Origin of the sequence: Chryseobacterium sp. P1-3 (genome assembly GCF_000738495.1) — a bacterium.
GTDB lineage: Bacteria > Bacteroidota > Bacteroidia > Flavobacteriales > Weeksellaceae > Chryseobacterium > Chryseobacterium gallinarum.
On the sequence record NZ_JPEQ01000002.1, the window covers coordinates 83,453 to 109,746 of the forward strand.

Sequence of the window (26,294 nt, forward strand, 5' to 3'; positions counted from 1 at the left end):
GTTAAAATTTTGTAGAAAAAAACTAATTGTACTTATAAATTAATAATAAAAAATGATTAGATTTGTGTGATTAATATTATAATGAGAACATTATGAAGAAACTCTTTACCTCTTTAATACTGTTTCTGTGTTTGATAAATATAGGCTTTGTTTCAAAAGTCTATAGTCAGACGCCGGGGCAGATTGGTACGGGAACCGGTACATCAACGAATCTCCCGATATATACCTACTACGGGTATAACTACTCCCAGCAGATTTATACTGCTGCTGAAGTTTCGGCTGCAATAGGTACGGCAACCTATATCACAGCCATAAAGTTTTATTCCACAACAGTTGTACCTACTCAGACTAATTACAATAACTGGGTGGTCTATATGGGAAATACAACCCAGAACAACTTTGCCAGCAATACGAGTTGGATTCCTGTAAGTTCTTTGACACAGGTGTTCTCAGGAACTTTACCTACTATGACAAGTGGGAACTGGGTGACTATTCAGCTGGCAACACCATTTGTATGGAATGGAACAGATAACCTTGTTATTGCCGTTAATGAAAAATCACCGAGTTATTCTGATTACCCCGGAACAGCCTGGGGAAGTTATTCTGCTGGGGCAAACAGGGGAATCCTTTATTATGAAGACACTGCAAATCCGGATCCGGCTTCACCTCCTACTGCAAAAGGAAGGTATGCTGATATTCCGAGATTACAGATAGAAAGTACTACCTTGCAGCCTTGTTCAACAGCTCCTCCTGCCAATATTGCAGTAAACAATGTCACGGCAACTTCAGCGAATGTTACCTGGACTACAAGTATAGGAGCTACTTATGTTGTGCAGTACAGGCCCGTATCAGGAGGCCCTTGGCAGACGATTAATGTTACCACTCCACTTGCAGGAAGCCAGTTATTGACAAACCTTACCGAGCAAACCCAATACGAAGTTCAGGTTGCAACGATATGTGGGGGAACCACAGGAGCATTTTCGCCAAGCGTGAATTTTACAACACCAGCGATTAGCTATTGTACAGCTGCTTCTACGAGCTCCACAATAGATGGCTATATCGGTCAGGTTACAGTGACCGGACTAGGAGCCCCTTCTATGGTAAGCAATTCTGGCTTTAGCAACTATACAGATTATTCTACAGATCCTACAAGATTAGTGACTCTGGTAAGAGGCAATACAGCTACGGTTACGGTTTCTAAAAACTGGCCGGATTATCAATGGAGCTTCGGAACAGGAGTTTGGATTGACTTTAATAGAAATGGTGTTTTTGAAACCAATGAAAGAGTATTAAGTTCTCCAAGTAATACGACATCTCCGTTATCGGCTACATTTACAGTACCATCGGTTCCGAATGTTTATAACGGAAATTTAACAACAAAGATGCGTGTTGTGTTAAGAGAAAGCAGTGCAGCCAGCGAATGTGGAAACTTTACTTATGGTGAAGTTGAAGATTATGCAGTAAAACTGATTGATCTGCAGGGTTGTAATACAAACCCTCCTGCCAATATTGCCGTTAATAATATTACACCAACCACAGCAAATGTTACCTGGACTTCAACCACAGGCGCAACTTATATCGTAAGATGGAGAGTGTCGCCTTCAGGAGCATGGCAACAAGTGACTGTAACGACGCCATTGATTAGTAATCAAATTATTAGTGGTTTAACAGAACAGACGGCATACGAAGTTCAGGTGGCCACCATATGTAATGGTACCACAGGAGCTTTCTCTCCAAGTGTGAACTTTACAACCCCTGCCATTACTTATTGTACAGCAACATCTACAAGCTCTACAATAGACGGCTACATCAGCCAGGTTGCAGTGACCCCGACAAACTCAACGGTTATGATCAGTAATTCCGGGTTCAGTAACTATACGGATTATTCCACAGATGCTACCCGTTTAATTACCCTGGTAAGAGGAAGTGCAAATAATTCTATCAGTATTTCAAAAACCTGGCCGGGTACTCAGTACAGTTTTACAACCGGAGTGTGGATTGATTTCAACAGAAACGGTGTTTTTGAAGCAAGTGAAAGAATTGTAACCTCTCCAAGTAATACCACGACTCCAATTACAGCGACATTCTCAGTACCAGGAGCTCCGGGTGTTTACCCAGGTACCCTTAACACAAGAATGCGTGTTGCTCTAGCAGAAAGCAGCTCAGTATCAGCCTGTGGAAACTTTACATGGGGTGAAGTAGAGGATTATTCAGTAAAGCTGATAGATCAGCCTGCCTGTACAACTGCTCCTCCTACCAATATTACAGTGACAAACCTTACAGCAACGTCAGCAACAGTTTCTTGGATCGGGGCTGTAGGAGCTACTTATACTATCAGATGGAGAGTGTCTCCTTCAGGAGCCTGGCAGACGTATACTTTACCGGTTGGTCAAAGTATTTACACAATTCCTGGGCTTACTGAGCAAACGACATATGACCTTCAGATTTCTACTAAATGTGGAACCACTACAGGCGCATATTCTCCAACGACGACATTTACAACACCACCATTGTCATATTGTCAAATGACGGGTACGGGAACTAATGATCATATTTCAAATGTTACCGTTACTTCCTCTAATCCGGGAGTACCTGTCATGAGTAATAACTCTGCTCAGACAAATTATACCAGCTACACAACTCCGGAGACTCTTATTACATTAGACGCCGGCTCTGTGAATAATAAAATCTCTGTTACCAAAGCCTGGGTAAACTCAACTTATAACGGTGCTGTTACAGCATGGATTGACTTTGACAGAAACGGACAGTTTACAGATGCTGAAAGAATCCTTATTTCTTCTGCCAGTACAACTACTCCTGTTACCGCTGTATTCCCGGTTCCTGCAAATGCATATACAGGGCCATTGACTACTACAATGAGAGTGGTAATGAAACGTACAAGTGCTCCTGTAATGTGTCAGAACGCAGTAAACGGTGAAGTTGAAGACTACAGAGTAAGAATAAGACCATGCAGCCTTACCACTCCGAACCAGCCAACGATGACCCCGACACATAATTCGGTGACATTAGCTTTTTCTGGAAGTACATTGACTTATCTTGTAAGATACAGAGCTCAAACCACTCCTCCGGGAGCATGGACAGAAATATATGCTTCTGCACTGCTGAACAATATCCCGCTTGTAATAAATGGTTTAACACCGGCTACAACATATGAAGTACAGGTTGCTTCAGTTTGTGGAGATGTTGTGGGTACATTTACTCCAATCAAAACCTTTACCACAAGATGTGATCCTACTCCTCCTAATGTTACCATCAGTAATATTACGACTAGTACAGCGTTAATCACCTGGTCACCACTTGCAGCGAGCTCTACCTACATTATGAGATGGAGAAAAGTAGGTTCTACAGGTGCCGGATCATGGACTACTGTTAACTTACCAGCTCCGCCAGCCAACACTTATGTTCTTGGTAGCGTAGTTCCTTTGGAACCTTATACAACCTATGAAGTACAGGTAGCTAACCAATGTATTGGAGAAAATACTCCGAATCCGTATTCAAACCCTAAAGTGTTTACTACGGAAAGAACTTGTGAGCTTCCGCCGCCGGGATTGACAATCACTCAATTATTCCCGACAATGGCAGAAGTTAAATGGGATCCTTTCCCGGGTGCAACCTATGTTCTGAGATACAGAAAAGTAGGAATTCCAAGCTGGACAGAAGTTCCAAGTATTACCAATACTCTGGTATTGAATGGCTTAACGGAATTAACGAAATATGAAATGCAGGTAGTTAACATTTGTAATGGTACACCGGGTGCTTATACACCTCCATATTACTTTACAACCCCTACAGTAGTATATTGTAACATGGGTTCAACTAATTCTGCTGCAGAACATATTGCCAAAGTGACAGTGAAGCCAAATGGAAAACCGGTAATGGAAAATGCTTCAGGGGCATCTACCTATACCGATTATACCGGAGTTCCTAAAACATTTATTGAATTAATCCAAGGTTCTACCGATAATGAAATCATTATTGAGAAAAAATGGACAGGAACTAATTATAATGAAGGCATTGCTGTATGGATTGACTTCAACAGAAATGGCGAATTTGATATCAATGAAAGAGTGTTTACTTCACCTCCAAATACTACAAGTCCGGTATCAGGTAAATTTGATGTGCCTGCAGATGCGTTTGTAAGCATGACGGACTACAAATATGTAGTAATGAGAGTTGCCATGCAAAGAGACGGTATCCCGGTTAGCTGTGTAAATTTTGCTAACGGAGAAGTAGAGGATTATACAGTAAGAATTTCTAAAAAGGCAGTTTCAAACCCTGTTAATCAAACGGATATTCTTATTTATCCTAACCCGGTAACTACAGTGTTATATGTGAAAAATATCAGCAGCAAAGCTAAATATAAAATTTACAATGCTGCCGGTCAGGTAGTTTCACAAGGTATCTTGCTTAACAACCAGATCAATGTAAGCAGATTGATTAATGGTGTGTATGTAATAGATATTGAAGATAATGACAGAACAGCTCAAAAGAAATTTATTAAAGAATAAATAATGTAAATTTCAAATAGAATAAGCCTCCATTTCCGGAGGCTTATTTTTTTTATGGATCCGTTTTTAACGGGTGATTGTTTAAAATATCATTCAAACATTAATAAATTGTGAATATTTTAAACTTTTAATGTATTTTATTATTGATTTTTCATTAAAAATAGCTTTAGCATTGCTTGTTGATATAAAAAGATTTAGTTTTGTATGATTAATACAAAATATTAAACGAAACTATGAAGAAAATTTTTTACTTCTTTCTTTTTCTTTTGTTTGTTCGCAATAGTCCCGTCACAATGGACAGTTACATCCGGGGAAAAAGGCACTAAAAATAGTTCAACGGGCAGGAACTATTATACATTAGATATCTCATTGTTAAAATCTCAATTAGCAAAAGCACAGGAAACAGGGAAAAATGCAAAACCTGTAGTCATATCTTTACCTACGTTAAATGGAAAATTGGAAAAGTTTTCTGTGTATAGTTTTCCGGTAGTAGTGAAAGAATTAGCAGAACAATATCAATTGGGCTCATATGTAGGGGTAGGGATTGATGATCCTTCCAAATATGTAAGGTTCAGTTTAGCTCCTGATGATTTTCAATCTATGATTATTAAGGAAGGAGGATATGAATTCATTGAGCCGGCCAATACCAGTAAAACAGTTTACAGTGTTCATCAAAAGACAGAAGGAGGTAAAAAAGGTTTCCTATGTTCAACAGAAGAATCCGATGCCAGTAAACATGAAATAGAAAAACTTTATCAGGCAGGATCATCTTTTAAAAATCAACCGGGCGATTTTGCCAGATCTTCAGATAGAAAATACAGGACACTAAGGCTAGCCTTAAGTGTTTGTGGTGAATATACCCAGTACCATGGAGGAACTGTAGCAGGAGCACTAGCCGCTATGAACGCAACACTTACAAGAATTAACGGGGTGTATGAAAAAGATTTTGCAGTACATTTGAACCTGCAAAATTATCCAGGCTTAATTTATACCAATGCAAGTACTGATCCTTATTCTTCAACGGAAGGCGGAACTGCAAATGGTATTGTAGGTTGGAATTCTCAGGTGCAGAATGTAATTACTTCAGCAGTTGGAAATGCAAACTATGATATAGGGCATTTATTTGCTCCTCCGGGAGCAGGAGGAAATGCAGGATGTGTAGGTTGTATATGCCGGGATAATGTGTCACCTGGAACCCATGATAAAGGTTCTGGTTGGACCTCTCCAGGCAATAGCCCTCCTGTCGGGGACAAATTTGATATAGATTATGTAGCCCATGAAATTGGCCATCAGCTGGGAGGAGTACATAGCTTTTCCTATTCAGCTCCTCAGTTGGGCTCTTCTACTAGTGTGGAACCAGGATCAGGATCCAGTATTATGGGGTATGCCGGTATTACGGGAGCAACTACAGATGTGCAGGCGAATTCTGACCCTTATTTTAATGTTACCAATATTACCCAGATTCAGGCAAACCTGGTCAGTAAAACATGTGATGTAGAAACAAATATTATAAATACCCCTCCGGTAATTGCTCCACTTACGACATATAATATTCCAAAAGGGACGGCTTTTGTTTTGACAGCATCTGTAACAGATGCTGAGAATGATCCTATGACCTTTAACTGGGAAGAAGTAGATATTGCTAACGAAGTAATAAATAATGCCAATTTAGGAAATACTGCAACGGGGCCATCTTTTAGATCCGTAGCACCATCTAATAGTCCTACCCGTTATTTTCCAAGACTGTCCTCAGTACTGGCTGGCGTTTTAAACAATTCCAATAACCTATGGGAAGCTGTATCTACTGTTGCAAGAACAACCAAGTTTACAATAACAGCAAGAGATAATAATCCAGTCGCCAATCAACAGCAGACTCAGAGTGCAACACAAACTATTATCGTAGGAAACAACGGCCCGTTCAAAGTAAACCCTGCTACCATCTATAATAATGGTCCTACCAGCGTAACCTGGGATGTAGTGAATACCAATGCGGCTCCTTATAATGTTGCAAATGTAAAAATAGATTTTACTACGGATAACGGAGCAACCTGGAACGTCGTTGCGGCTTCCACCCCCAATGATGGAAGTGAATCCCTGGATTTCAGTTCTTTCCCGTTAACAGTTGGAGGAACTGCAAAAATTAGGATAAGCGCAATCAATAATGTATTTTATGCAATAGGAACAGCCGCGATAGATACTTTACCGGTCTGTACCACCAACCCTCCGGGAGGAGTGCAGGTGTCTGCTATAACGCAAACTATGGCAACAGTTACCTGGAACCCTTCATTCAATGCTACATATGTGGTTCAGTACCGGGTAGCAGGAACTGCAAACTGGACTACCTATACGCCGGCACCTACAACCAATACGGTAACGCTTACAGGTTTAACAGCCGGTACCCACTACGAAGTCCGTATAGCAAATGTATGCTCAGGAGTTACGGGCAATTTTTCTGCCATTACAGTTTTTATGACTCCATATTGTCCGGCTACTTCCAGCAATACCGATCTGGGCTACATTTCAAACGTAACGGTGGTGCCCGTGAATTCTTATACAATGAGCAATAGTTCAGGAGCAAATAATTATACAGATTATTCCGGTGATACAGCAAAACTAATTACCCTGGTAAGAGGAACGGTAAATAATAGTATTACTGTTTCAAAATCATGGCCTGCCGGTTTGAGCAGTAAAGCAGTAAGTGTATGGATAGATTTTAATAAAAACGGAACCTTTGAAACCAGTGAAAGAATTCTAAATGGTGCCAATAATACAACGACTCCGGTGACAGGAACATTCACGGTACCTGCAACAGCTTACGCCGGTCCGTTGACAACCCGTATGCGGGTAGTATTGAGAGATTCGAGTTCACCAAATGCCTGTGGTACTTTTACGAATGGAGAAGTAGAAGATTATGCCGTGAAGCTGATTGACATGCAGCCATGTACAAATGCAGCTCCTTCCAACATCAGCATTACAAATCTTACTCCTACATCAGCCAATGTTTCCTGGGCAGCTACCACAGGGGCTACTTATGTGTTAAGATATAGAAAAGTAGGGACAACTGCATGGACTACCATAAATCCTGTTCCGGCACCAGGTAATAATTATACTATTTTGAACCTGACAGAACAAACCCAATATGAGGTTCAGGTATCTACAAAATGCAACGGAACACAAGGTACATTTTCTCCTTCTCAACAATTTACAACCCCTCCGTTGTCTTATTGTCCAATGACGGGTACAGGTACTAATGAGTATATTTCAAATGTGACTGTTACGCCGGTAAACCCTGCATTGCCGGCTATGAGTAACAATTCTGTACAAACCAACTATATAAGCTATACTACACCGGCTACTTTAATTACCCTGGAAATTGGTTCTGTGAATAATAAAATTTCGGTTTCAAAAGGCTGGACAGGCACCACCAATAATGCAGCAGTTACAGCATGGATTGATTTTGACAGAAACGGACAGTTTGATAATTCGGAAAGAATTTTAATTTCTTCAGCGAATACTACAACACCTGTTACTGCAACATTCCCTGTCCCGGCAAATGCCTATTCGGGACCTTTGACGACGACAATGCGAGTGGTATTACGACGTACAAGTGCCCCTGTGATGTGCCAGAATGCTATAAACGGTGAAGTAGAAGATTATGCTGTGAAACTGAAACCTTGTAGTACAGCAACACCAACCGGGTTGACATTTACTACAATTACTCATAATTCTGCAGTTGCTAACTGGACGGCAGCAACAAATAATCTTACCTACCTTTTACAATACAGAGTACAAGGTACAACAACATGGACAAGTGTATATGTTTCGAATGTTCCGTATACATTAACAAACTTACTTCCATCCACCACCTATGAAGTACAGGTTGCAGCGAACTGCGGAATTACTCCGGGTACATTTACCCCTATTAATACTTTTACTACAAGATGCGATCCCGCTCCTCCGAACGTTACTATTAGTAACATCACTGCAAATTCAGCCTTAGTAACCTGGAATCCGGCCATAGCGGGCGTATCCTATATTATGCGATGGAGAAAAGTTGGAACAACAGGATGGCCGAATCCGGTAATATCACTGCCTGCATCTCCCGCTAATACCTATACATTGGGCGGCCTGGACCCTTATACTACCTACGAAGTACAAATTGCCAGCCAGTGTGCCGGAGAAAGCTCTCCGAATCCATATTCAAACCCAAAAGTATTTACAACAGAAAGAATATGTGAACTTCCCCCGCCAGGGCTGACAATTACTCAATTATTGCCTACAACGGCAGACATTAAATGGGATCCTTTCCCTGGGGCAACATATATTTTAAGGTATAGAAAAGTAGGAATTCCAAGCTGGACAACCATTCAGGTGCCAACCAATACTTATAAACTGACCGGATTAACAGAATTGACGAAATACGAAATGCAGGTTGCCAATATCTGTAACGGAACACCGGGAAGCTTTACCCCTCCGTATTATTTCACTACTCCTACGGTGACTTACTGCACAATGTCATCCGTAACCTCTGCAAGTGAGCATATTTCCAAGGTTACTGTTAAACCAAATGGTAAACCCGTTATGGAAAATGCTTCCGGTGCATCTACGTATACCGATTATACCGGGGTGCCCAAAACTTTTATAGAGCTTATCCAGGGATCTGCGAATAATGAGATCACTATAGAAAAGAAATGGACGGGAACAAATCATAATGAGGGAATAGCCGTTTGGATTGATTTTAACAGAAACGGTGAATTTGATATCAATGAAAGAGTATTTACTTCTCCTCCTAATACCACCAGCCCGGTAACAGGAACATTCAGTGTACCTACAGATGCTTTTGTAAGTATGACAGACTATAAATATGTCGTTATGAGGGTTGCTATGCAAAGAGATGGAATTCCGGTGAATTGTGTCAATTTTGCGAATGGAGAAGTAGAGGATTACTCCGTAAGGATTTCCAGAAAGGTTATTCCTAACCCTATCAATCAGACCGATATTCTTATTTATCCTAATCCGGTAAGCTCAGTATTGTACGTCAAGAATATCAGTAAGAAAGCGAATTATAAGATTTATGATGCAGTGGGCCAGGTGGTAGCTAATGGTATATTACTGAACAATCAGATCAATGTAAGCAGATTGATTAATGGAGTGTATATCATTGATATCGATGACAATGGCAGGACAGCGCAAAAGAAATTCATCAAAGAATAAGCATTATTTATATGGTAAAAGCCCTCTTACATGAGGGCTTTTGCTTATCAATAAAACTCGTCAGAAACTTTTCTGACGAGTTTTATTATTCAATATTAAACACAATCCTTTCGGTCTGCTCTTTTAGTTCTTCCAGATTGGTATTGTTATAGATGATGCAATCTGCCATTTTAATTTTATCTTTCTCAGGCATTTGTTTTTCCATAACGGCTTCTACCTCACGATAGGTTTTACCATCCCTGTCCATTACCCTTTTGATTCTAATATTATCTTCAGCAGTTACCAAAAGGGACTTATAACACTGCCTGTTGAGCTTTAATTCAAATAGCAAAGCGGTTTCTTTAAAAACCAGATATTTCGTCTGCTTTCTTACCCAATCTTCAAAATCAAGGCGTACGGCAGGATGGATGATTTCATTGAGCTGATGAAGCAATTCTTTATTGTTGAAAACTTTACCTGCAACAAACTTCCTGTCGTAAAGACCGTTCTCATCATAAGCCTCATCTCCTAATAATTCCTTTATTTTTATTTTCAAATTCTCATTGTCATTAACAATGGTTTTAGCTCTGTCATCAGAATAATACACCGGAAAACCGAATTCTTCAATAAACCGGGCTACTGTTGTTTTTCCTGAGCCGATACCTCCTGTTAACCCAATAATTTTGGGCGCTGGTTCAGGTTCTTTTTTTTTGTGTTTCTGAATGCAATTCTTCCATAATCAAAAATTAATATCCAAAAACATCATTAAAACTAAAACGTCTCATCAAGTCTTACCCCTTTGTCTGTCATTTTAAGACTTGCCAGCTCGTTATGAGCATCGTGCTCAAAGAACAGGAGGTATTCATTATCTACACATTGTTTAAGGAACTTTCCTTTTTCTTCCAATGTTAAAAGAGGTCTGGTATCATATCCCATTACATATACCTGGTTGATATGGCCTGCGGTAGGAATAAGGTCTGCTGCAAAAACAACTGTTTTCTCCTGATATTGAATGACAGGAAGCATTTGCTTTTCAGTATGTCCGTCTACAAAGATCACGTCCATTTTAAGATCGGGAGCAAAACCGTAATTTCCCGTGGCAGGAAGAGGTAAAAAGTTCAACTGTCCGCTTTCCTGCATCGGAATAATATTTTCTTTCAGGAAGCTGGCCTTTTCTCTTGCATTAGGTTCTGTTGCCCATTGCCAGTGATTTTCATTCGTCCAGAATTGTGCATTTTTAAAAGCCGGTCTGTAGCCGGTTCTGTCATCATTCCATTCTATAGCACCACCACAGTGATCAAAATGAAGGTGGGTAAGGAATACATCTGTAATATCCTCTTTTACAAAACCGTATTTCTTTAAATTTTTATCCAGGTTATCGTCTCCCCAAAGAGAGTAGTGTCCAAAGAATTTATCATCCTGTTTGTTGCCAAGGCCACAGTCTACCAGGATTAGTTTTTTGCCGTCTTCTATGAGCAGGGAACGGGTTCCCAGTTCGATCAGGTTTTTTTCGTCTGCCGGATTTGTTTTTTCCCACAGACTCTTTGGGACGACTCCAAACATTGCACCGCCGTCCAGTTTAAATTTTCCACATTGTATTGGATATAGCTTCATATGTATATTTTGATTATTTTTTTATTAGTTTCATTTTCTCAGCAATTTTCCTGGCATTATCATCCGCCTGCTCCAGATGGGAAATGATATTCTGAAAATCATTTTCTTTTCTATTTTGAGACAGCTTTTGCTTGATAAATATTTCTGTCGGAATGATTTTAATGCCCAATGCTCCCTTCATTTCCTTTTCCACAAATTCTTTTCCCATATCTTTCACCATCATAGGACACTGCTGGAATTTTTCATATTTTGAGGTTAGCTTTTCCAAATGAATATACAGTTCATTATTGCTCATCAATTCAACTTTCCCGTAAATCTGTACTGCTTCATAATTCCATGTAGAAACATTGATATGGTCATACCAGCTGCTGGAAATATAAGTGTGGGCGCCAAGAAAATCACAAAGGACTTCATCTCCGTTTTTTAAAATTTTTGCCTGAGGGTTAGCCCTGGAAATATGGGTTTCAATATAAGCATTTTCAGGATCATCCTCGTTCAGCATCATCATGGAATGAGTCGCACGAATCTTATCAACAGATGAAATAAGCAATGCAAAAGCATTTTCTCTGATAATTTCCTTCATCAGCTGCTTATCATCACTTTTGTATAATTTAGGTACAAACATTTACTTTTAGCTTAAATTTAACTTTAATCCTTAAATCAGAAAAGTTCTCCGGGATTTTTTGGTCTTGTAATATTTAAATGCTGATATGCTTTTTCTGTTACTTCCCTTCCCCTTGGTGTCCTGATAATAAATCCCTCCTGGATCAGAAACGGCTCGTATACCTCTTCCAGGGTTTCAGGATTTTCCCCTATGGAAGTTGCCAGTGCGGAAATTCCTACAGGCTTTCCTTTGAAATTCTCGATCATGACACGCATGATTTTGTTATCCATTTCATCAAGGCCAAACTCATCCACATTCAAAGAATCAAGAGCATATTTTGTAATATTGATTTCAATTTCCCCATTACCTTTGATCTCCGCAAAATCACGTACCCTTCTCAGCAGCGCATTGGCAATTCTGGGAGTTCCCCGGCTCCTTCTTGCAATTTCTATGGCTGCATTTTCATAAATAACCACCCCCAGAACTCTGGAACTTCTCTGAATAATCATAGACAAAAGTTCGATAGAATAATATTCCAGCCTGCTTTGAATACCGAATCTGGCAAGCATAGGCTTTGTAAGCATTCCGCTTCTGGTGGTTGCTCCTACCAATGTAAAAGGATTCAGTCCGATTTGGACACTTCTGGCATTGGGGCCTGTCTCCAGCATGATATCGATTTTATAATCTTCCATGGCAGAATATAGGTATTCTTCCACTACCGGAGATAAGCGGTGGATTTCATCAATGAAAAGTACATCATTTTCTTCCAGATTCGTTAATAATCCCGCTAAACTTCCGGGTTTATCCAAAACAGGTCCTGAAGTAATCTTACAGTTGACACCAAGCTCATTGGCAATAATATTAGCTAGCGTAGTTTTCCCTAAGCCCGGCGGACCATGTAACAGGACATGATCAAGTGCACCGCCACGCCTCTTGGCAGCAGTAACGAAAACTTCAAGGTTTTCCAGCGTTTTTCTCTGCCCCGCAAAATCCTTAAAACTCTGGGGACGTATCTGTTCTTCCTGCATTAGCTCCTCGCGTGAGTAGTTTTTCTTATCTGGATGTAAAAAATCTGGCATTAATTCATTTCATTTACCTCAAAGATAGGAAATTTAGGTTAAGGTTGAAAAGTTGAAAGGTTCAGATTGAAGCTGAGCTGTATGTTGAGGTTGAAATGTAACGGATAAGACTTAAATAATTGGGATATTTTAAGTATTTTTGAGAGGAAAATAAAATTTGAATTAACCTTAAACCGGTAAAATTCATTTTCTAACCTTTAGCCTAAAAAAATGAAATTAATAGGACCATTCAAACAGATGGTGACGCTTGCCAACTTACCATTGAGAGGGAAACTTACCGATGAACAGCTTGAAATAATTGTTGATGGAGGAATTGTAGTAGATAACAATACGATTCAGAAAACCGGAAATTTTGAAGCATTAAAAAATGAAAATCCTGCAATAGAAATTGAAATAATCGAAGGTGAACAAGTAGCTTTGCCGGCTTTTGTGGATGCTCATACCCATATTTGCTTCGGAGGAAACAGGGCCAATGATTTTGCCATGCGTAATGCCGGAAAAACCTATCTGGAAATCGCCGAAAGTGGAGGTGGAATCTGGAGCTCTGTACAACATACCAGAAATGCGTCAGAAGAAGAACTGTTAAAAACTTTGCTGGAACGTATCAATTTCCTTATTGACCTGGGAATTACAACCATTGAAGTTAAAAGCGGGTATGGCCTTGATGTGGAGAATGAATTGAAAATGCTCCGGATCATCAAAAAAGCACAAGAGTATACCCGGGCAACATTGGTTCCCACTTGTCTTTCTGCCCATCTGAAACCAAGGGATTTTGAAGGCAGTAACCAGGAATACCTGCAATATATCCTCACTGAAATCCTACCAAAAGTAAAAGAAGAAGGCCTGGCAAACCGTGTAGATATCTTTATTGAGAAATCTGCTTTTCAACCGGAAGAAAGTAAAGAATTCTTACTCAAAACTAAAGACTTAGGTTTTGAAATTACCGTTCATGCAGATCAATTTACTCCCGGAAGTTCAAGAATTGCCGTAGAAGTAGGGGCAAAATCTGCAGACCATCTGGAAGCTACCATTGATGAAGATATTGATTATTTAGCACAATCCGATACTGTGGCGACCGCTCTTCCCGGAGCCAGTTTGGGATTAGGAGAAAAATTTACACCGGCGAGAAAGCTATTGGATGCAGGAGCCATAGTAGCCATTGCCAGTGATTGGAATCCCGGGTCAGCACCTATGGGGAATTTAATTACACAGGCTTCGATCCTGGCGGCTTTTCAAAAATTATCAACGGCTGAGGTATTAGCAGGAATAACTTTCCGTGCAGCTTTTGCCCTTAACCTTGAAGACAGAGGAAGGCTGGAAACTGGTAAAAAAGCGGATTTTGTGACTTTCCCAACTAATAATTTCCAGAATGTGCTTTATAATCAGGGAAGTTTGAAAGCAAAGCATGTTTATATTGATGGCCAAAAAGTAATATGATGGGATTATAAAGCTTTTTGCATTTTTTGTATTTATTTAAGAATCCTTATATTGTGCCACGATTGCCGTTGACTTGTTTTAAAAACAGCGATTTTCAATAGTTCTTAAGTACACAACAGACAGGGCGGAAACCTGGATATTTTCCCCTTCTTAGTACTTTTATTACAGCTATATCTTATACCAGGAAGGCTTATCAATACTATTAAATACGAAAATATAAAAGATGAATTTTCAACATGTCAGATCTACTTTTAACAAAGGGGTCACTATTCCGAGTTTGATTTTTATTATAGGAACCTGTTTTCTTTCTGCTGTTTATCCTAAACCGACGGAAAACATTCTGAACGAGATCAAACAATTTATATTTGTTAACTTAAACTGGGTATACGTTTGGTCTGTAACGCTTTTTGTGATCTTTTTTAGTGTACCTGCTATTCAGTAAATATGCGAATATAAAGCTGGGTGCTAATGACAGTAAACCGGAATACTCATTCTTCTCATGGATTTCGATGTTGTTTGCAGCAGGAATGGGAATCGGTCTGATATACTTTAGCGTGGCTGAGCCAATGCAGCATTATTCCTCGGAGGTTTTTGCCGACAACCATTATGTAAGCAGGGCCAAGCAGGCACAGCTGTACACGTTCTTCCACTGGGGAATCCATGCGTGGGCTATCTACGGGGTGGTAGGACTTTCATTATCTTACTTTGCCTATCGTTACCGGTTGCCTCTTTCATTAAGAAGCTGCTTTTATCCTTTACTCAAAAATAAAATTAATGGGAAATGGGGAAATGCAATTGATGTTTTTGCCCTTTGCTGTACTTTTTTTTGGAATTACCACTACTTTGGGATTTGGAGTGGTCCAGATCAGTTCCGGATTGAACATTCTTCATGTCACTCCTGAAAATAGCTTCACGTATCAGGTTATCATTGTGGTGTGTCTGGTTTCTATTGCTGTGATTTCAGCAATCTCAGGAGTAGGAAAAGGAGTGAAAATATTAAGTAACATTAATGTGATCAGTGTTATAGGACTTTTATTGTTTGTACTGATATTGGGGCCTACAGTTTATCTGATCGGAAGTTTTACTGAAGGTCTGGGAAATTATATCAATAACTTTTTTAACCTGACCTTCAATACCCATGTGTATGAAAAAAATGCATTGCCATGGTTCTATGACTGGACGATTCTGTACTGGGCATGGTGGATTTCGTGGTCTCCATATGTAGGATTATTTATAGCAAAGATTTCCAAAGGGAGGACAATCAGGGAATTTATCCTGGCTGTTTTGATATTACCGACGCTGTTCAATTTTATCTGGATGTCTGTATTTGGAAACAGCGCAATGTGGTTTGATCTGAACATCGCTGATGGGCAGTTAAGTAAATTTGCTGCCGATCCGGATGCATTAATGTTCAGGTTTTTAGAATACATGCCATTTTCGTCTTTTACCGGTTTCTTTGTCATTCTTATCATCCTTATCTTTTTTGTAACTTCAGCAGACTCCGGGATATTTGTAATGAATAGCATCGCTACCAAAAATGCCAACAAATCTCCTAAATGGCAGATTGTCTTCTGGGGAGCATTATTGGCTGTCTTATCCTTATTGTTGCTGAACGTGGGTGGTTTAAAAGCCCTCCAGAGTATGACCCTGATTACGGCATTACCTTTTTCCGTTATTGTGATTTTATTTATTGTCAGTTTGATGAAAGGTCTTAGTATTGATCAGAAATACTATGACAGAAACTTTTCAGCCTCTACAGTTCCGTGGTCCGGTGAATTCTGGAAAGAACGTTTAAAAAAATATCGTTTCCTTTAAAGACAACTCTTCAGTAGACCATTTTATCCAGATAAAAGCAAAAGAAGCATTTACAGAGTTGAAAGATGAATTTGCAGCCAACGGAATTGAAGCCAAAATAAATCAGTATGAAAACCCTGTCAGGTTAGAAATAGAAATCCATCAGGGTGTTGTTAATAACTTTATTTATGGGATTAAAAACCAGGTGAAAACCGTATCCGAATACATCATTAACGAAGAAAACCTTCCTGATCTGGAGGATAATAAAACCCATTATCCAAGATCCTACTTCGGAGATGGGAGGGAAGGGTATGATGTACAATACTTCACCAAGAATGAACTAATCTCGGACGTATTGAAACATTACGAGCGTTTTCTGGAAATTGTTTCAGAAGAACGGAATGAAATGTTTATCAGCAGTAATGCCAATCAAGAAAAAAGAATAAAAAAAATGATCTGTTTTTCTTATAATGAATGATTTGTATAATATATCAAAGGTGTTTTTTTATCTAAACAATATTAGTTAGCTTTACTGGAAATAATGATGTAACTAAAATTGAATTTTAAGGAATTATGTTTCAAAATATTTGGCAGGGTAGATTGGATGGCGAAGAACTTCTTTTCCACAGACTATTTCAGAGAGTAAAAGAAGAACACAATTACGATAGTATTTCAACGAATGATTTCGTTCTGCACGGTTTTGCCGTTGACGAAGGAGTGAGAAGAAACAAAGGTCGTCAGGGAGCCAAAGATGCTCCGGATGTGATCCGTAAAAATATGGCTAATTTTCCTGTAGTTCTTCCCGATTTTTCATTGCTGGATTTTGGAAATATTACCTGTGATGACGGTAATCTGGAAAATACCCAGAACAGCCTGGCGAAAAACGTCTCAAAAGTCCTTTTAAAAGGAGGGAAATCTCTTGTATTAAGCGGAGGTCATGAAGTGACTTATGCTCATTATCTGGGAATAAAAACGGCCTTTCCCGAACAAAAAATAGGGATCATTAATATTGATGCCCATTTTGATAACAGGCAACCAGAAAAAGGTGTAGGTGCAAGTTCCGGGACCGGGTTCTGGCAGATTGCCCAGGAAGGCCCGATCAATTCTTTACATATAGGAATCCAGAGAAACTCCAATACACTGAAACTTTTTGATACAGCACATCAGTACGGAATGAAATATATCCTTGCTGACGAATTATTTTTTGAAAACCTTCCCTCTATTTATCAGCGTATTGATGACTTATTAAACCATGTAGACTTTGCCTATCTCACCATTTGTATGGATGTTTTTAACGCTTCTATCGCGCCGGGGGTTTCAGCTTCGGCATATAATGGTATCTTTGCAGACGCAACTTTTATGCATTTTTACAAGCATATTTTAAAAAAATAAAAAACTTGTTGCATTAGACGTGGCTGAAGTTAATCCGTCTTTTGATATTCAGGATAGAACGGCAAGACTGGCTGCCTGTCTGGTGAATGAATGGCTGATGATTTAAGATAAAACTGTATTCTTCCGATAGAGAAAATCATTTTTTAATTTCCCCTTAAGGAATGGAATTTGCTGCTTTTATCGTGCTTTTTAATGAAAGCGCTCATAAATTCATTAGCTGAATTTAAAACAGAAATTATATTATGGAACAATTAATTGAAAGCAAGCTTATTAAAGCAGATAAAGCGTTTTCAGTGTGGAGAAAGGTGCCGTTTGAGGAACGACAGAAGTTAATAGCAAAAGCGGCAGAAATTATAAAGAATAATTCGGAGAAGTTTGGAAGGATCATTACCACGGAAATGAATAAGCCGATTTCAGAATCGATTGCTGAGGTGGAAAAGTGTGCTTTAATGATGAATTATTATGCCGCTGCAGAAAATATATTAAAACCCGAAAAAGTAGAATCCGAATTTGCGTATTCTGAAGTTCATTATGTTCCGAAAGGGGTTATTTTAGGAGTAATGCCCTGGAACTTTCCCTTCTGGCAGGTGCTGAGATTTGCTATTCCTGCAATGCTGGCCGGAAATACAGTGGTTTTAAAGCATGCTTCAATTTGTTTCGGAAGTGGAAATGCCATTGAAGAAGTTCTTTTAGAAGCAGGCTTTCCCGAAGGCATTTTCCAGAACCTTGAAGTAGGACACAAAGCCGTAAAAGAAATCCTTGAACATGAAGTTGTAAAAGGAGTAAGTCTTACGGGTAGCGGAAAAGCAGGAGGAGAAGTTGCTTCAATTGCTGGTTTGAATATTAAAAAATCTTTATTGGAATTAGGCGGAAGTGATGCCTTTATCATTTTTGAAGATGCAGATCTGGAAGAAGCGGCAAGATCCGGAGTAAAATCCAGACTCCAAAACTGCGGGCAAACCTGTACTGCAGCCAAAAGGTTTATCATTGATGAAAAGGTGGAAGATCAGTTTTTACCGATTTTTATTGAAGAATATAAAAAATATGAAATTGGAGATCCTTTAAATAAAGAAACTAAACTGGCAGGGATGGCAAGGCCGGATCTGGCGGATGAACTCGAAGCTCAGTTTAACAGAGCATTGGAAAACGGGGCGGAAATCATTATTCCTCTGGAAAGAGTATCAGAAAATGAATTTAAACCTGGTTTAATCAGGGTTCAGGAAGGAAACCCAATTTTAAAAGAAGAACTTTTCGGCCCTCTTGGGATGGTAATGATTGCCAGAAATGATGAAGAAGCATTGCAGATTGCCAATGATATTCCTTTCGGTCTTTCAAATTCTGTATGGACTCACGATAAAGCCCGGCAGTTATTTTTTATTGAAAACCTTGAATCAGGAACGGTTAACATCAACAGAATGACAAGTTCTGATCCGCGTTTTCCCTTCGGAGGTTCCAAGGCTTCGGGATATGGTACGGAGCTTTCTTTACTGGCCTTAAAAGAGTTTGTAACAGCAAAGACGATTGTAGGTAATTAAAAGCTGCAATTATAGTATAAATAAAAACTCCCGAAAATCAATTTCGGGAGTTTTTTATACTTTGACAAAAAGTAGCTTTGCTTATTGCTTATACTGTCGTCAATCTCAAGGTATTCGTTTTACCGCCTTCATACGAAGGTGTCGCATTGATATTGATGACGAAGTCTCCGGTTTCAATATAACCATAATTGTGTGTTAGCATATTTACCTGGATGATCGTTTCATCAGTAGACTTTTTCATGTCATAATAGTAGGCATGCACTCCCCAAAGCAGGTTCAGCATAGTGATTACTCTCCTGTTACCGCTATAAACGATGATGTGAGAGTTTGGTCTGTGAGCAGCAAGCTGGAAGGCCGTATATCCGGAATGGGTAAGAGTTACAATAGCAGAAACATTGGTAGTTTTTGCTATTCTTACCGCAGCAAGACATACCCGGTTGGTGATGAATCGCTCATCAATACAGTTGTAGTCTTTTTCAATCGGTTCGTTCTTGTGTTGGTAGAAATGTGTGGTTTCAATATTTTTCACAATTTTAGCCATGTTTTCCACTACCTGTACAGGATATCTTCCTACGGATGTTTCACCGGAAAGCATTACGGCATCTGCACCGTCCAATACAGAGTTGGCAACGTCATTTACTTCCGCTCTTGTAGGAGTAAGGCTATTGATCATCGTTTCCATCATCTGGGTAGCAATAATTACCGGTTTGGAATAAAACCTTGCTTTTTCTACCAGGTTTTTCTGGATCGCAGGAACTTCTTCCATCGGAACTTCTACACCCAGATCACCACGGGCAACCATAAGGCCGTCACATTCCAATAAAATTTCATCAATATTTTTAACCCCTTCAGGCTTTTCAATTTTCGCAATAATCGGGGTTTTGAATTTACCGTTCGGATGAGATGCAATCAATTCCTTTAAATCGATAATATCCTGAGCATGACGTACAAAAGAAAGCGCAATCCAGTCTACTTCCATATCAAGCATGAAATTAGCATCCTGAATATCTTTTTCTGTTAAAGCAGGAAGAGAAACGTTGGTGTTAGGCAGGTTAACTCCTTTTTTAGAGCTTAGTGGTCCCCCTTGAATTGTTTTAGCCCTTACGGTATCTTTTTCATTTGTCTCAATAACTTCCAATACCAGTTTACCATCGTCAATAAGGATTCTTTCCCCTACTTTTACATCTTGTGGAAACTGCTGATACGTCATGTATACCTTAGTGGAATCTCCTTCTATTTTTTCATTGGTAAAAGTAAGCACATCACCAGGATTTAAGTAAGAGCCTTCCTTTACAACACCCACTCTCAGCTTAGGTCCCTGAAGATCTCCCAGGATTCCCACAGAATACCCGTACTCGCTATTGAGCTCTCTGATGATTTCAATATTTTTTCGAACCAAGTCGTAATCTGCATGTGAGAAATTTATTCTAAAAATATCAACACCCGCTTTCATTAAATCTAACATAACCTCCTTCGATGATGAAGCTGGTCCTAGTGTTGCGATAATTTTTGTCTTCTTTAAATACTTATTCATAATACTGGATAATTTGATAAAGTTCCTCATCAGAACTTAATGTATAATCTTGAATTGGAAAAACAAGATTTTCAGGGAGCAAAATTACGGAAAAATCAGGAAATTGTTCCGAAGTATGCAGAATATATTCTACATCTACCTGATTATTTAATAAAAATTTAATGTTTTCTTCTTCTGTAAAAAGCTCAGTCTGAATTTTTTTTTGTTTACTTTCCGAAGATTTATTTGAAATGAAGGTAAAACAGGTCTTGGTGAACTTATGGTAAGCTTCGAACCTGGGAAAAAAATAATCATAATAATCCCCATGAAAGATCAGGTCTTTCTTTCTTGAAAAATTGAGATCATTACTTTGATTGATCTTATAGAAAAAACTCATGAGCGGGTATATTTTTTGCTAATCTTACCAAACCTATGGTAATATCTTCAAATTCTATATCATCCAGATCATAAAGTTTTTGAATTTCCAAGTATATTTTCTTTTTTTATTTAAAATATAAAATGCCCTTTGTGCTGCCTTTTCTTCTGCTTTTTTTCTTGGAAGTCTCCGTTGCGTTCGCAATTTTTTCATCTCCCAGCCATACATGGCACCTGAATACAATGGCTTTATTAGCTTGTAGCTCCTCGCAGGTTTCGTACTTTATATTCACCTTCTTCTTTTGGCTCCATTCAAGCAGGAGGCCTTTGTAGCTTACAATTTTATTTTCAAGCTTGTTAATCTCGGAAGGGGTCAAAAGTTTTTCCAAAATGATCTTTTTGCAAGCATCATAATGGAAGTCTAAATAAACGGCGCCAATCAGGGCCTCAAATAAGTTTCCGGAAATGTTTTCACCTAATGCTGCCGAACTACTCTGCTTCTGCAAAAGATTGGTGAGCTTCAGGTCTTCTCCTAATTTATTAAGGTTTTTCCTATTAACAATCTTAGACTTCATTTGTGTCAGGTATCCCTCATTAGCCTGGGGATAAGTCTGGAACAAATGACAGGATATGATTGTACCCAAAACAGAATCTCCCAAAAATTCAAGCCTTTCGTAATTGCTGTCTTGATTTTTAGAAGAATTTTTTAAAGAGAAAGCCTCACGGTAAAGAGCAATATTCTGAACCTCAGTACCTAACACTTTTGAAAGCTCGGTACTGAGAAAATAATCTCTCTCCGTTAATTGTCTTTTTCTTTTTTTGAGAAGGAATTTAGAAAAGTATTTCTGTAACTCCATTCATTGAATTTAGATTTTCTTAAATAGAACGCAAGCATTATGCCCGCCAAATCCAAAAGTATTGCTCATGGCTACTTTTACATCTTTCTTTACAGCCTCATTAAACGTAAAGTTAAGTCTGCTGTCAATATTTTCATCATCAGTAAAATGGTTGATGGTAGGAGGAACAATACCATGAATAATAGTTCCCAATGCAGCGATAGCTTCAATGACACCTGCCGCCCCTAAAAGGTGACCTGTCATAGATTTGGTAGAATTAATCTGAATGTCGAAAGCGTGTTCTCCCAATAATTTTGAAATTGCATTGGATTCTGCGATGTCTCCTAATGGAGTAGAGGTACCGTGCATATTGATATGATCTACTTCATCAGCAGTTAAGCCTGCATCTTCCAGACAGTTTTTCATTACCAGATAAGCGCCAAGGCCTTCAGGATGTGGAGCAGTCATGTGATGTGCATCAGCACTTAAGCCTCCACCTAATAATTCTGCATAAATTGTAGCCCCACGTTTTACCGCGTGCTCATATTCTTCAAGAATAATACATCCCGCACCTTCACCCAGTACAAATCCGTCTCTGTCTTTGTCAAAAGGTCTTGAAGCTGTTTTGGGATCATCATTTCTTGTAGAAAGTGCCATCATTGCATTGAATCCACCGACACCACTTGCTGTAACGGCTGCTTCAGAGCCTCCACACACAATCACGTCTGCTTTTCCCAGCTGGATCAGCATCTTGGAATCAATTATTGCATTTGCTGAAGAAGCACATGCAGATACAGTTGTATAGTTAGGACCATGAAACCCATACTCAATAGAGATATGCCCCGGAGTAATATCCGCAATCATTTTGGGGATAAAGAACGGGTTAAATCTAGGGATTTCTGTATTGGCCCATCCTAATACTTCTGTTTCAAAAGTTTCTAAACCTCCGATTCCGGAACCCCAGACTACACCAACTCTGTTTTTATCAACATTGTCTTCTATAATTCTGGAATGTGCCACAGCTTCTTTAGCTGCAACAAGTCCCAATTGGGTATTTCGGTCCATTTTTTTAGCTTCTTTCTTATCGAAATGCTGTAACGGATCGAAATCTTTCACCTCGCAGGCAAACTTCGTTTTAAAGTTTGTGGCATCAAAAAGAGTAATCGGAGCGGCACCGCTCTCACCTTTCACAAGATTTTCCCAGTATTCTTTTGCATTATTTCCAATCGGTGTTATTGCTCCAAAACCGGTTACAACTACTCTTTTTAATTCCATAAACTTTTAAAATTTTCTTTTTTGTTGAAGAATATTATTTATTTACTACTTCTTCGATGTAAGCGATAGCGTGTCCTACAGTAGTAATTTTTTCAGCCTGATCATCAGGGATTTGAATATTAAATTCTTTTTCAAATTCCATGATTAACTCAACTGTATCTAGTGAATCAGCTCCTAAATCGTTAGTGAAGCTAGCTTCAGGAGTTACTTCTGTTTCTTCAACGTCAAGCTTATCAGCGATGATAGCTTTTACTCTTGATGCAATGTCTGACATAGTAAATTATTTTTTTTAATTGTTAGATGGTGCAAATATATAAAATTCTTTACGATAAAACATTTTTTTTAGTCTTTTTTGTGGAATGACCGCTCTCATTTTGGATGGTAAGAGTTTAGTGTTTTAGTTTTCAACGGTTTATAATTGTATTCATGATGAGGTGCTGATTTTGTTTTTTTTTAATGATCAAGTCTGTTTTGTACATAACGGAGTTTTCTGAAGATGTATTTTTCGTTTGTTTGGATAGTGTGCGAGTGAGAAAACAAGTTTTTTTCTATACTTGTGACATGAAAGAACATTAGCATAACCAAGAAAGAAAAAATTCAGTGAGATACATATAGAATTACGTCGTGAAATGACAGGAGAGGGACGAAACACTTACAGAAAGCTGTGTCAATCCTTTGGCCGGTGGGCATTATTTAATTTCCATTAAACATTTGCTCCGTTTGTTATTTCGCATTGTTTTTGCTGTTGATAAAATGTAACCATTTAAATAGTAATAGTATGAGCAAGATAATTGGAATTATAGCCGGAAGTTTGCGTAAGGAATCCTTCTCTAAGAAAATAGCAAATGCATTGCTTCCCATGGTGCCTGAGGATTTTGCGTTCAGGATCATTTCAATTGATGATCTGCCGGTATATAATCAGGACTTTGATGATAAAGACAATGTTCCTGAATCTTATATAAAGTTCAGGAATGAAATAGAGAACATCGATGGGATTATTTTTATAACTCCTGAACACAATCGCTCTATACCCGCAGCATTAAAAAAATGCGCTGGATGTCGCTTCAAGACCTGCAGGGAAAAACAAATGGGATGGAAAACCCGGAGCAGTATTCAGTAATTCCCCGGGAAATATGGCTGCCTTTGGTGCAAACCATCATGTAAGGCAATGTCTTGTTTTCCTTAATATTCCTGTCATGCAACAGCCGGAAGTTTATTTATCTCATATTGATAAAGTATGGGATGAAAATGGAAATTTAAAAGATCAGGATACTAAAGAATTTCTCCAAAAAGCAGTAGGTGCTTATATTGAATGGTTTAAAAAGATAAAAGGTTAATGAATGATAATTAAAAAACCACTGATAATCAGTGGTTTAGTGGAGTTGGAGGGATTCAGACTTATATAAAATGTTAAATTCTATTCAATCTTAATCAATCTAATTAAATTTTAAGTTACTGATAGTCAGTAAATATTTTGTATTTTTAGATTAATGAGATTTAATAAAATTGAAAGTTATTGAAAAATTGTTGTCTAAATGTTGTCTAACTTATTTTGATGTAATAGTTTTGTATCAAACAACTCATCATGGCTAAAGTTCAATTCTTAATTCAAGGAAAAAGCTCTAATAATCCAATCTACCTTAGATTCTCATTAGGCAGGAAGTTTGATGCTAAACGCAAAACAGGATTTGTGTGTGATGTTAAATGTTGGAGTACTACAACAGGTTTTCCTAAGCCTGTAGATCCGGCACATAAAAAATCTGAAGAGTAACCTGCAAAAGCTGGAAGTTTTTATTTTGGAACAATACAATCAGGATTTTGCTGGTGGTGTTCTGATTAATCATGAATGGTTGGAGAATAAAATAGATGTTTTTAGCGGGAGAGTTGAACCAGACCAAAAAGATTACTTGGTAGCCTATGGAGAATATTATGTAGAACAATTGTCTTATGTAGTATCTGCAAAAGGTAAGAAAGGAGTAAGTGACAGGTCTATAAAAAAAATATCGAACAATTGTAAATAAACTGATAGAGTTCCAAAAATACAAGAAAAAAAAATTCCTCTTAAAAGATGTTGACTTAAATTTTGGTAAGGACTTCATAAGGTTTTTAATTGATACCGGAGCAACTAATGAGAATACGGCTGGTAGATATATTAAATTTGTCAAAACTATTGTTTTGGATGCCCGAAAGAACGGTCATGAAATAAGTTATCAAATTGATGATGTGAAAGGATTTACTGTTTCCACTCCAATAAATCCCCTATCATTTGCTGAGATTAACAAAATTAAGAATACTGAATTTTCTGATGAGAAATATAATATAACGAGAGATTGGTTTGTTATTGGGTGCTATGTAGGGCAAAGGGCTTCTGATCTATTCAGAATGACTACTAAGATGATCCAGAGATTGAGAGATTTTTGATTTTATAGTCATTACACAGGAAAAGACTAAAAAAATTAGTTCAGATTCCAATTCACCCAGAGGTAAGGAATATCCTGAGTAAGTACAATGGTGAATTTCCACCTTTGTTTTCAAAAAACATCGAAACAAACACAACTCTGTTTAATAGATATATTAAGAAAGTTTGTGAAAAAGCTGGAATTGATGAATTGGTTGAAGGCAACTTATTTAACAAAGAAATAAAGAAAAGTGAGAGAGGTGTTTATCCTAAATGGAAATTAGTATCATCACACGATTGTAGGAGAAGTTTTGCAACGAATTTCTACGCCAAAAAAGAATTTCCAACACCTTTATTAATGAATATTACGGCTCATTCCTCTGAAAAACAATTTCTTGATTATATCGGACAGAAATCAATTGACCAATCAATGCAACTTGCAGAAATTTGGAGTAAGCAAGAGAAGGATAATAAAAAAGAGGGTAAATTAGTACTATTGAAAACTGGGTCTGATAATCTATGAATAGAGAAATCAAAATAATAGAGGATATTCAAAAACTTCTTTCAAAAGATAAGATCACACCATCTGATGCAGATGAATTATTTGACCAACTTGATAGCCTGTTGTTTTCTGATGAAGGTGACAGTAAAAAAATTTGGTGTTTTATTAAATATAAAAATTGTAGACAAGCTATTTAATGAAGTTGTAAGGCTAGAAAA

General features: G+C 38.3%; 23 protein-coding genes and 3 pseudogenes. 17 read left to right on the forward strand and 9 right to left on the reverse strand.

Annotated elements, in window-relative coordinates; genetic code table 11:
* The first annotated feature begins 92 nt into the window (after positions 1-92).
* The gene (locus HX13_RS01005) at positions 93-4,529 is read left to right on the forward strand and encodes a GEVED domain-containing protein (RefSeq protein WP_050019591.1); all 4,437 of its coding nucleotides are present in this window, start codon (positions 93-95) and stop codon (positions 4,527-4,529) included.
* 369 nt (positions 4,530-4,898) lie between these two features.
* Positions 4,899-9,743, forward strand: coding sequence for a GEVED domain-containing protein (locus HX13_RS01010; RefSeq protein WP_128572129.1), 4,845 nt, complete (start codon positions 4,899-4,901; stop codon positions 9,741-9,743).
* 85 nt (positions 9,744-9,828) lie between these two features.
* Here the strand turns inward: HX13_RS01010 and coaE are convergent, their stop codons facing one another.
* The 4 genes and pseudogenes from coaE to ruvB form a co-directional block, all read right to left on the reverse strand.
* A complete protein-coding gene (gene coaE, locus HX13_RS01015) occupies positions 9,829-10,446 on the reverse strand; it encodes a dephospho-CoA kinase (RefSeq protein ID WP_050019593.1) in 618 nt (205 codons plus the stop codon).
* Positions 10,447-10,468: 22 nt separating this feature from the next.
* A pseudogene (locus HX13_RS01020) lies at positions 10,469-11,336 on the reverse strand (MBL fold metallo-hydrolase).
* A gap of 13 nt (positions 11,337-11,349) precedes the next feature.
* Positions 11,350-11,961, reverse strand: coding sequence for an FMN-binding negative transcriptional regulator (locus tag HX13_RS01025; protein WP_050019594.1), 612 nt, complete (start codon positions 11,959-11,961; stop codon positions 11,350-11,352).
* 35 nt (positions 11,962-11,996) lie between these two features.
* Positions 11,997-13,019 (reverse strand): Holliday junction branch migration DNA helicase RuvB, encoded by a 1,023-nt coding sequence (gene ruvB / locus HX13_RS01030; protein WP_050019595.1) that lies wholly within the window; start codon positions 13,017-13,019, stop codon positions 11,997-11,999.
* A 210-nt stretch (positions 13,020-13,229) separates the two neighbouring features.
* Between ruvB and hutI the strand changes: the two genes are divergently transcribed.
* The 7 genes and pseudogenes from hutI to HX13_RS01050 all read left to right on the forward strand — a co-directional run bounded on the left by hutI (position 13,230) and on the right by HX13_RS01050 (position 19,177).
* Positions 13,230-14,456 carry an imidazolonepropionase gene (gene hutI / locus HX13_RS01035; protein ID WP_050019596.1) on the forward strand — a complete coding sequence of 409 codons (1,227 nt, stop codon included), beginning with the start codon at positions 13,230-13,232 and terminating at the stop codon, positions 14,454-14,456.
* A gap of 223 nt (positions 14,457-14,679) precedes the next feature.
* Entirely contained in the window at positions 14,680-14,898 is a 219-nt protein-coding gene (locus HX13_RS26220; RefSeq protein WP_262483467.1) for a BCCT family transporter, read from the forward strand.
* On the forward strand, positions 14,879-15,358 hold the full coding sequence (locus HX13_RS25260) for a BCCT family transporter (protein ID WP_262483468.1): 480 nt from the start codon (positions 14,879-14,881) through the stop codon (positions 15,356-15,358). Before HX13_RS26220 ends, HX13_RS25260 begins: the two co-directional genes overlap by 20 nt.
* Positions 15,255-16,271: a BCCT family transporter gene (locus tag HX13_RS25265; protein ID WP_262483471.1), complete on the forward strand. Its 1,017-nt coding sequence runs from the start codon at positions 15,255-15,257 to the stop codon at positions 16,269-16,271. Before HX13_RS25260 ends, HX13_RS25265 begins: the two co-directional genes overlap by 104 nt.
* A gap of 58 nt (positions 16,272-16,329) precedes the next feature.
* Positions 16,330-16,728, forward strand: coding sequence for a hypothetical protein (locus HX13_RS23100; RefSeq protein ID WP_238554937.1), 399 nt, complete (start codon positions 16,330-16,332; stop codon positions 16,726-16,728).
* Positions 16,729-16,823: 95 nt separating this feature from the next.
* Positions 16,824-17,748: pseudogene (gene hutG / locus HX13_RS01045) on the forward strand (formimidoylglutamase).
* A 136-nt stretch (positions 17,749-17,884) separates the two neighbouring features.
* On the forward strand, positions 17,885-19,177 hold the full coding sequence (locus tag HX13_RS01050) for an aldehyde dehydrogenase family protein (RefSeq protein ID WP_050019597.1): 1,293 nt from the start codon (positions 17,885-17,887) through the stop codon (positions 19,175-19,177).
* 88 nt (positions 19,178-19,265) lie between these two features.
* Here the strand turns inward: HX13_RS01050 and pyk are convergent, their stop codons facing one another.
* The 5 genes from pyk to HX13_RS01075 form a co-directional block, all read right to left on the reverse strand.
* Positions 19,266-20,711, reverse strand: a complete 1,446-nt coding sequence (gene pyk / locus HX13_RS01055; protein ID WP_050019718.1) for a pyruvate kinase — start codon at positions 20,709-20,711, stop codon at positions 19,266-19,268.
* On the reverse strand, positions 20,704-21,087 hold the full coding sequence (locus HX13_RS01060) for an IPExxxVDY family protein (protein ID WP_238554938.1): 384 nt from the start codon (positions 21,085-21,087) through the stop codon (positions 20,704-20,706). The genes pyk and HX13_RS01060 overlap by 8 nt, the downstream gene beginning before the upstream one ends.
* Positions 21,088-21,193: 106 nt before the next feature.
* On the reverse strand, positions 21,194-21,922 hold the full coding sequence (locus HX13_RS01065) for a ribonuclease III domain-containing protein (protein ID WP_238554939.1): 729 nt from the start codon (positions 21,920-21,922) through the stop codon (positions 21,194-21,196).
* Positions 21,923-21,931: 9 nt separating this feature from the next.
* On the reverse strand, positions 21,932-23,176 hold the full coding sequence (gene fabF / locus HX13_RS01070; protein ID WP_050019598.1) for a beta-ketoacyl-ACP synthase II: 1,245 nt from the start codon (positions 23,174-23,176) through the stop codon (positions 21,932-21,934).
* A 34-nt stretch (positions 23,177-23,210) separates the two neighbouring features.
* A complete protein-coding gene (locus HX13_RS01075; protein WP_002976354.1) occupies positions 23,211-23,450 on the reverse strand; it encodes an acyl carrier protein in 240 nt (79 codons plus the stop codon).
* Between the two features lie 504 nt (positions 23,451-23,954).
* Here HX13_RS01075 and HX13_RS25270 point away from each other — a divergent pair.
* The 8 genes and pseudogenes from HX13_RS25270 to HX13_RS21735 all read left to right on the forward strand — a co-directional run bounded on the left by HX13_RS25270 (position 23,955) and on the right by HX13_RS21735 (position 26,273).
* The gene (locus tag HX13_RS25270; RefSeq protein ID WP_202962897.1) at positions 23,955-24,296 is read left to right on the forward strand and encodes an NADPH-dependent FMN reductase; all 342 of its coding nucleotides are present in this window, start codon (positions 23,955-23,957) and stop codon (positions 24,294-24,296) included.
* Positions 24,229-24,513: an NADPH-dependent FMN reductase gene (locus tag HX13_RS25275; RefSeq protein WP_202962900.1), complete on the forward strand. Its 285-nt coding sequence runs from the start codon at positions 24,229-24,231 to the stop codon at positions 24,511-24,513. Before HX13_RS25270 ends, HX13_RS25275 begins: the two co-directional genes overlap by 68 nt.
* A gap of 248 nt (positions 24,514-24,761) precedes the next feature.
* Entirely contained in the window at positions 24,762-24,947 is a 186-nt protein-coding gene (locus HX13_RS01085; RefSeq protein ID WP_050019599.1) for a hypothetical protein, read from the forward strand.
* Between the two features lie 25 nt (positions 24,948-24,972).
* Complete coding sequence (locus tag HX13_RS01090; protein WP_050019600.1) at positions 24,973-25,197, forward strand: hypothetical protein; 225 nt, start codon at positions 24,973-24,975, stop codon at positions 25,195-25,197.
* A gap of 4 nt (positions 25,198-25,201) precedes the next feature.
* A pseudogene (locus tag HX13_RS26225) lies at positions 25,202-25,312 on the forward strand (hypothetical protein); the annotation flags it as partial.
* Positions 25,313-25,351: 39 nt separating this feature from the next.
* Complete coding sequence (locus tag HX13_RS23110) at positions 25,352-25,597, forward strand: hypothetical protein (RefSeq protein WP_050019601.1); 246 nt, start codon at positions 25,352-25,354, stop codon at positions 25,595-25,597.
* Positions 25,598-25,701: 104 nt separating this feature from the next.
* On the forward strand, positions 25,702-26,097 hold the full coding sequence (locus HX13_RS01100; RefSeq protein ID WP_050019602.1) for a hypothetical protein: 396 nt from the start codon (positions 25,702-25,704) through the stop codon (positions 26,095-26,097).
* Positions 26,094-26,273 (forward strand): hypothetical protein, encoded by a 180-nt coding sequence (locus HX13_RS21735; protein WP_128572131.1) that lies wholly within the window; start codon positions 26,094-26,096, stop codon positions 26,271-26,273. The genes HX13_RS01100 and HX13_RS21735 overlap by 4 nt, the downstream gene beginning before the upstream one ends.
* The last annotated feature ends 21 nt before the right edge of the window (positions 26,274-26,294 follow it).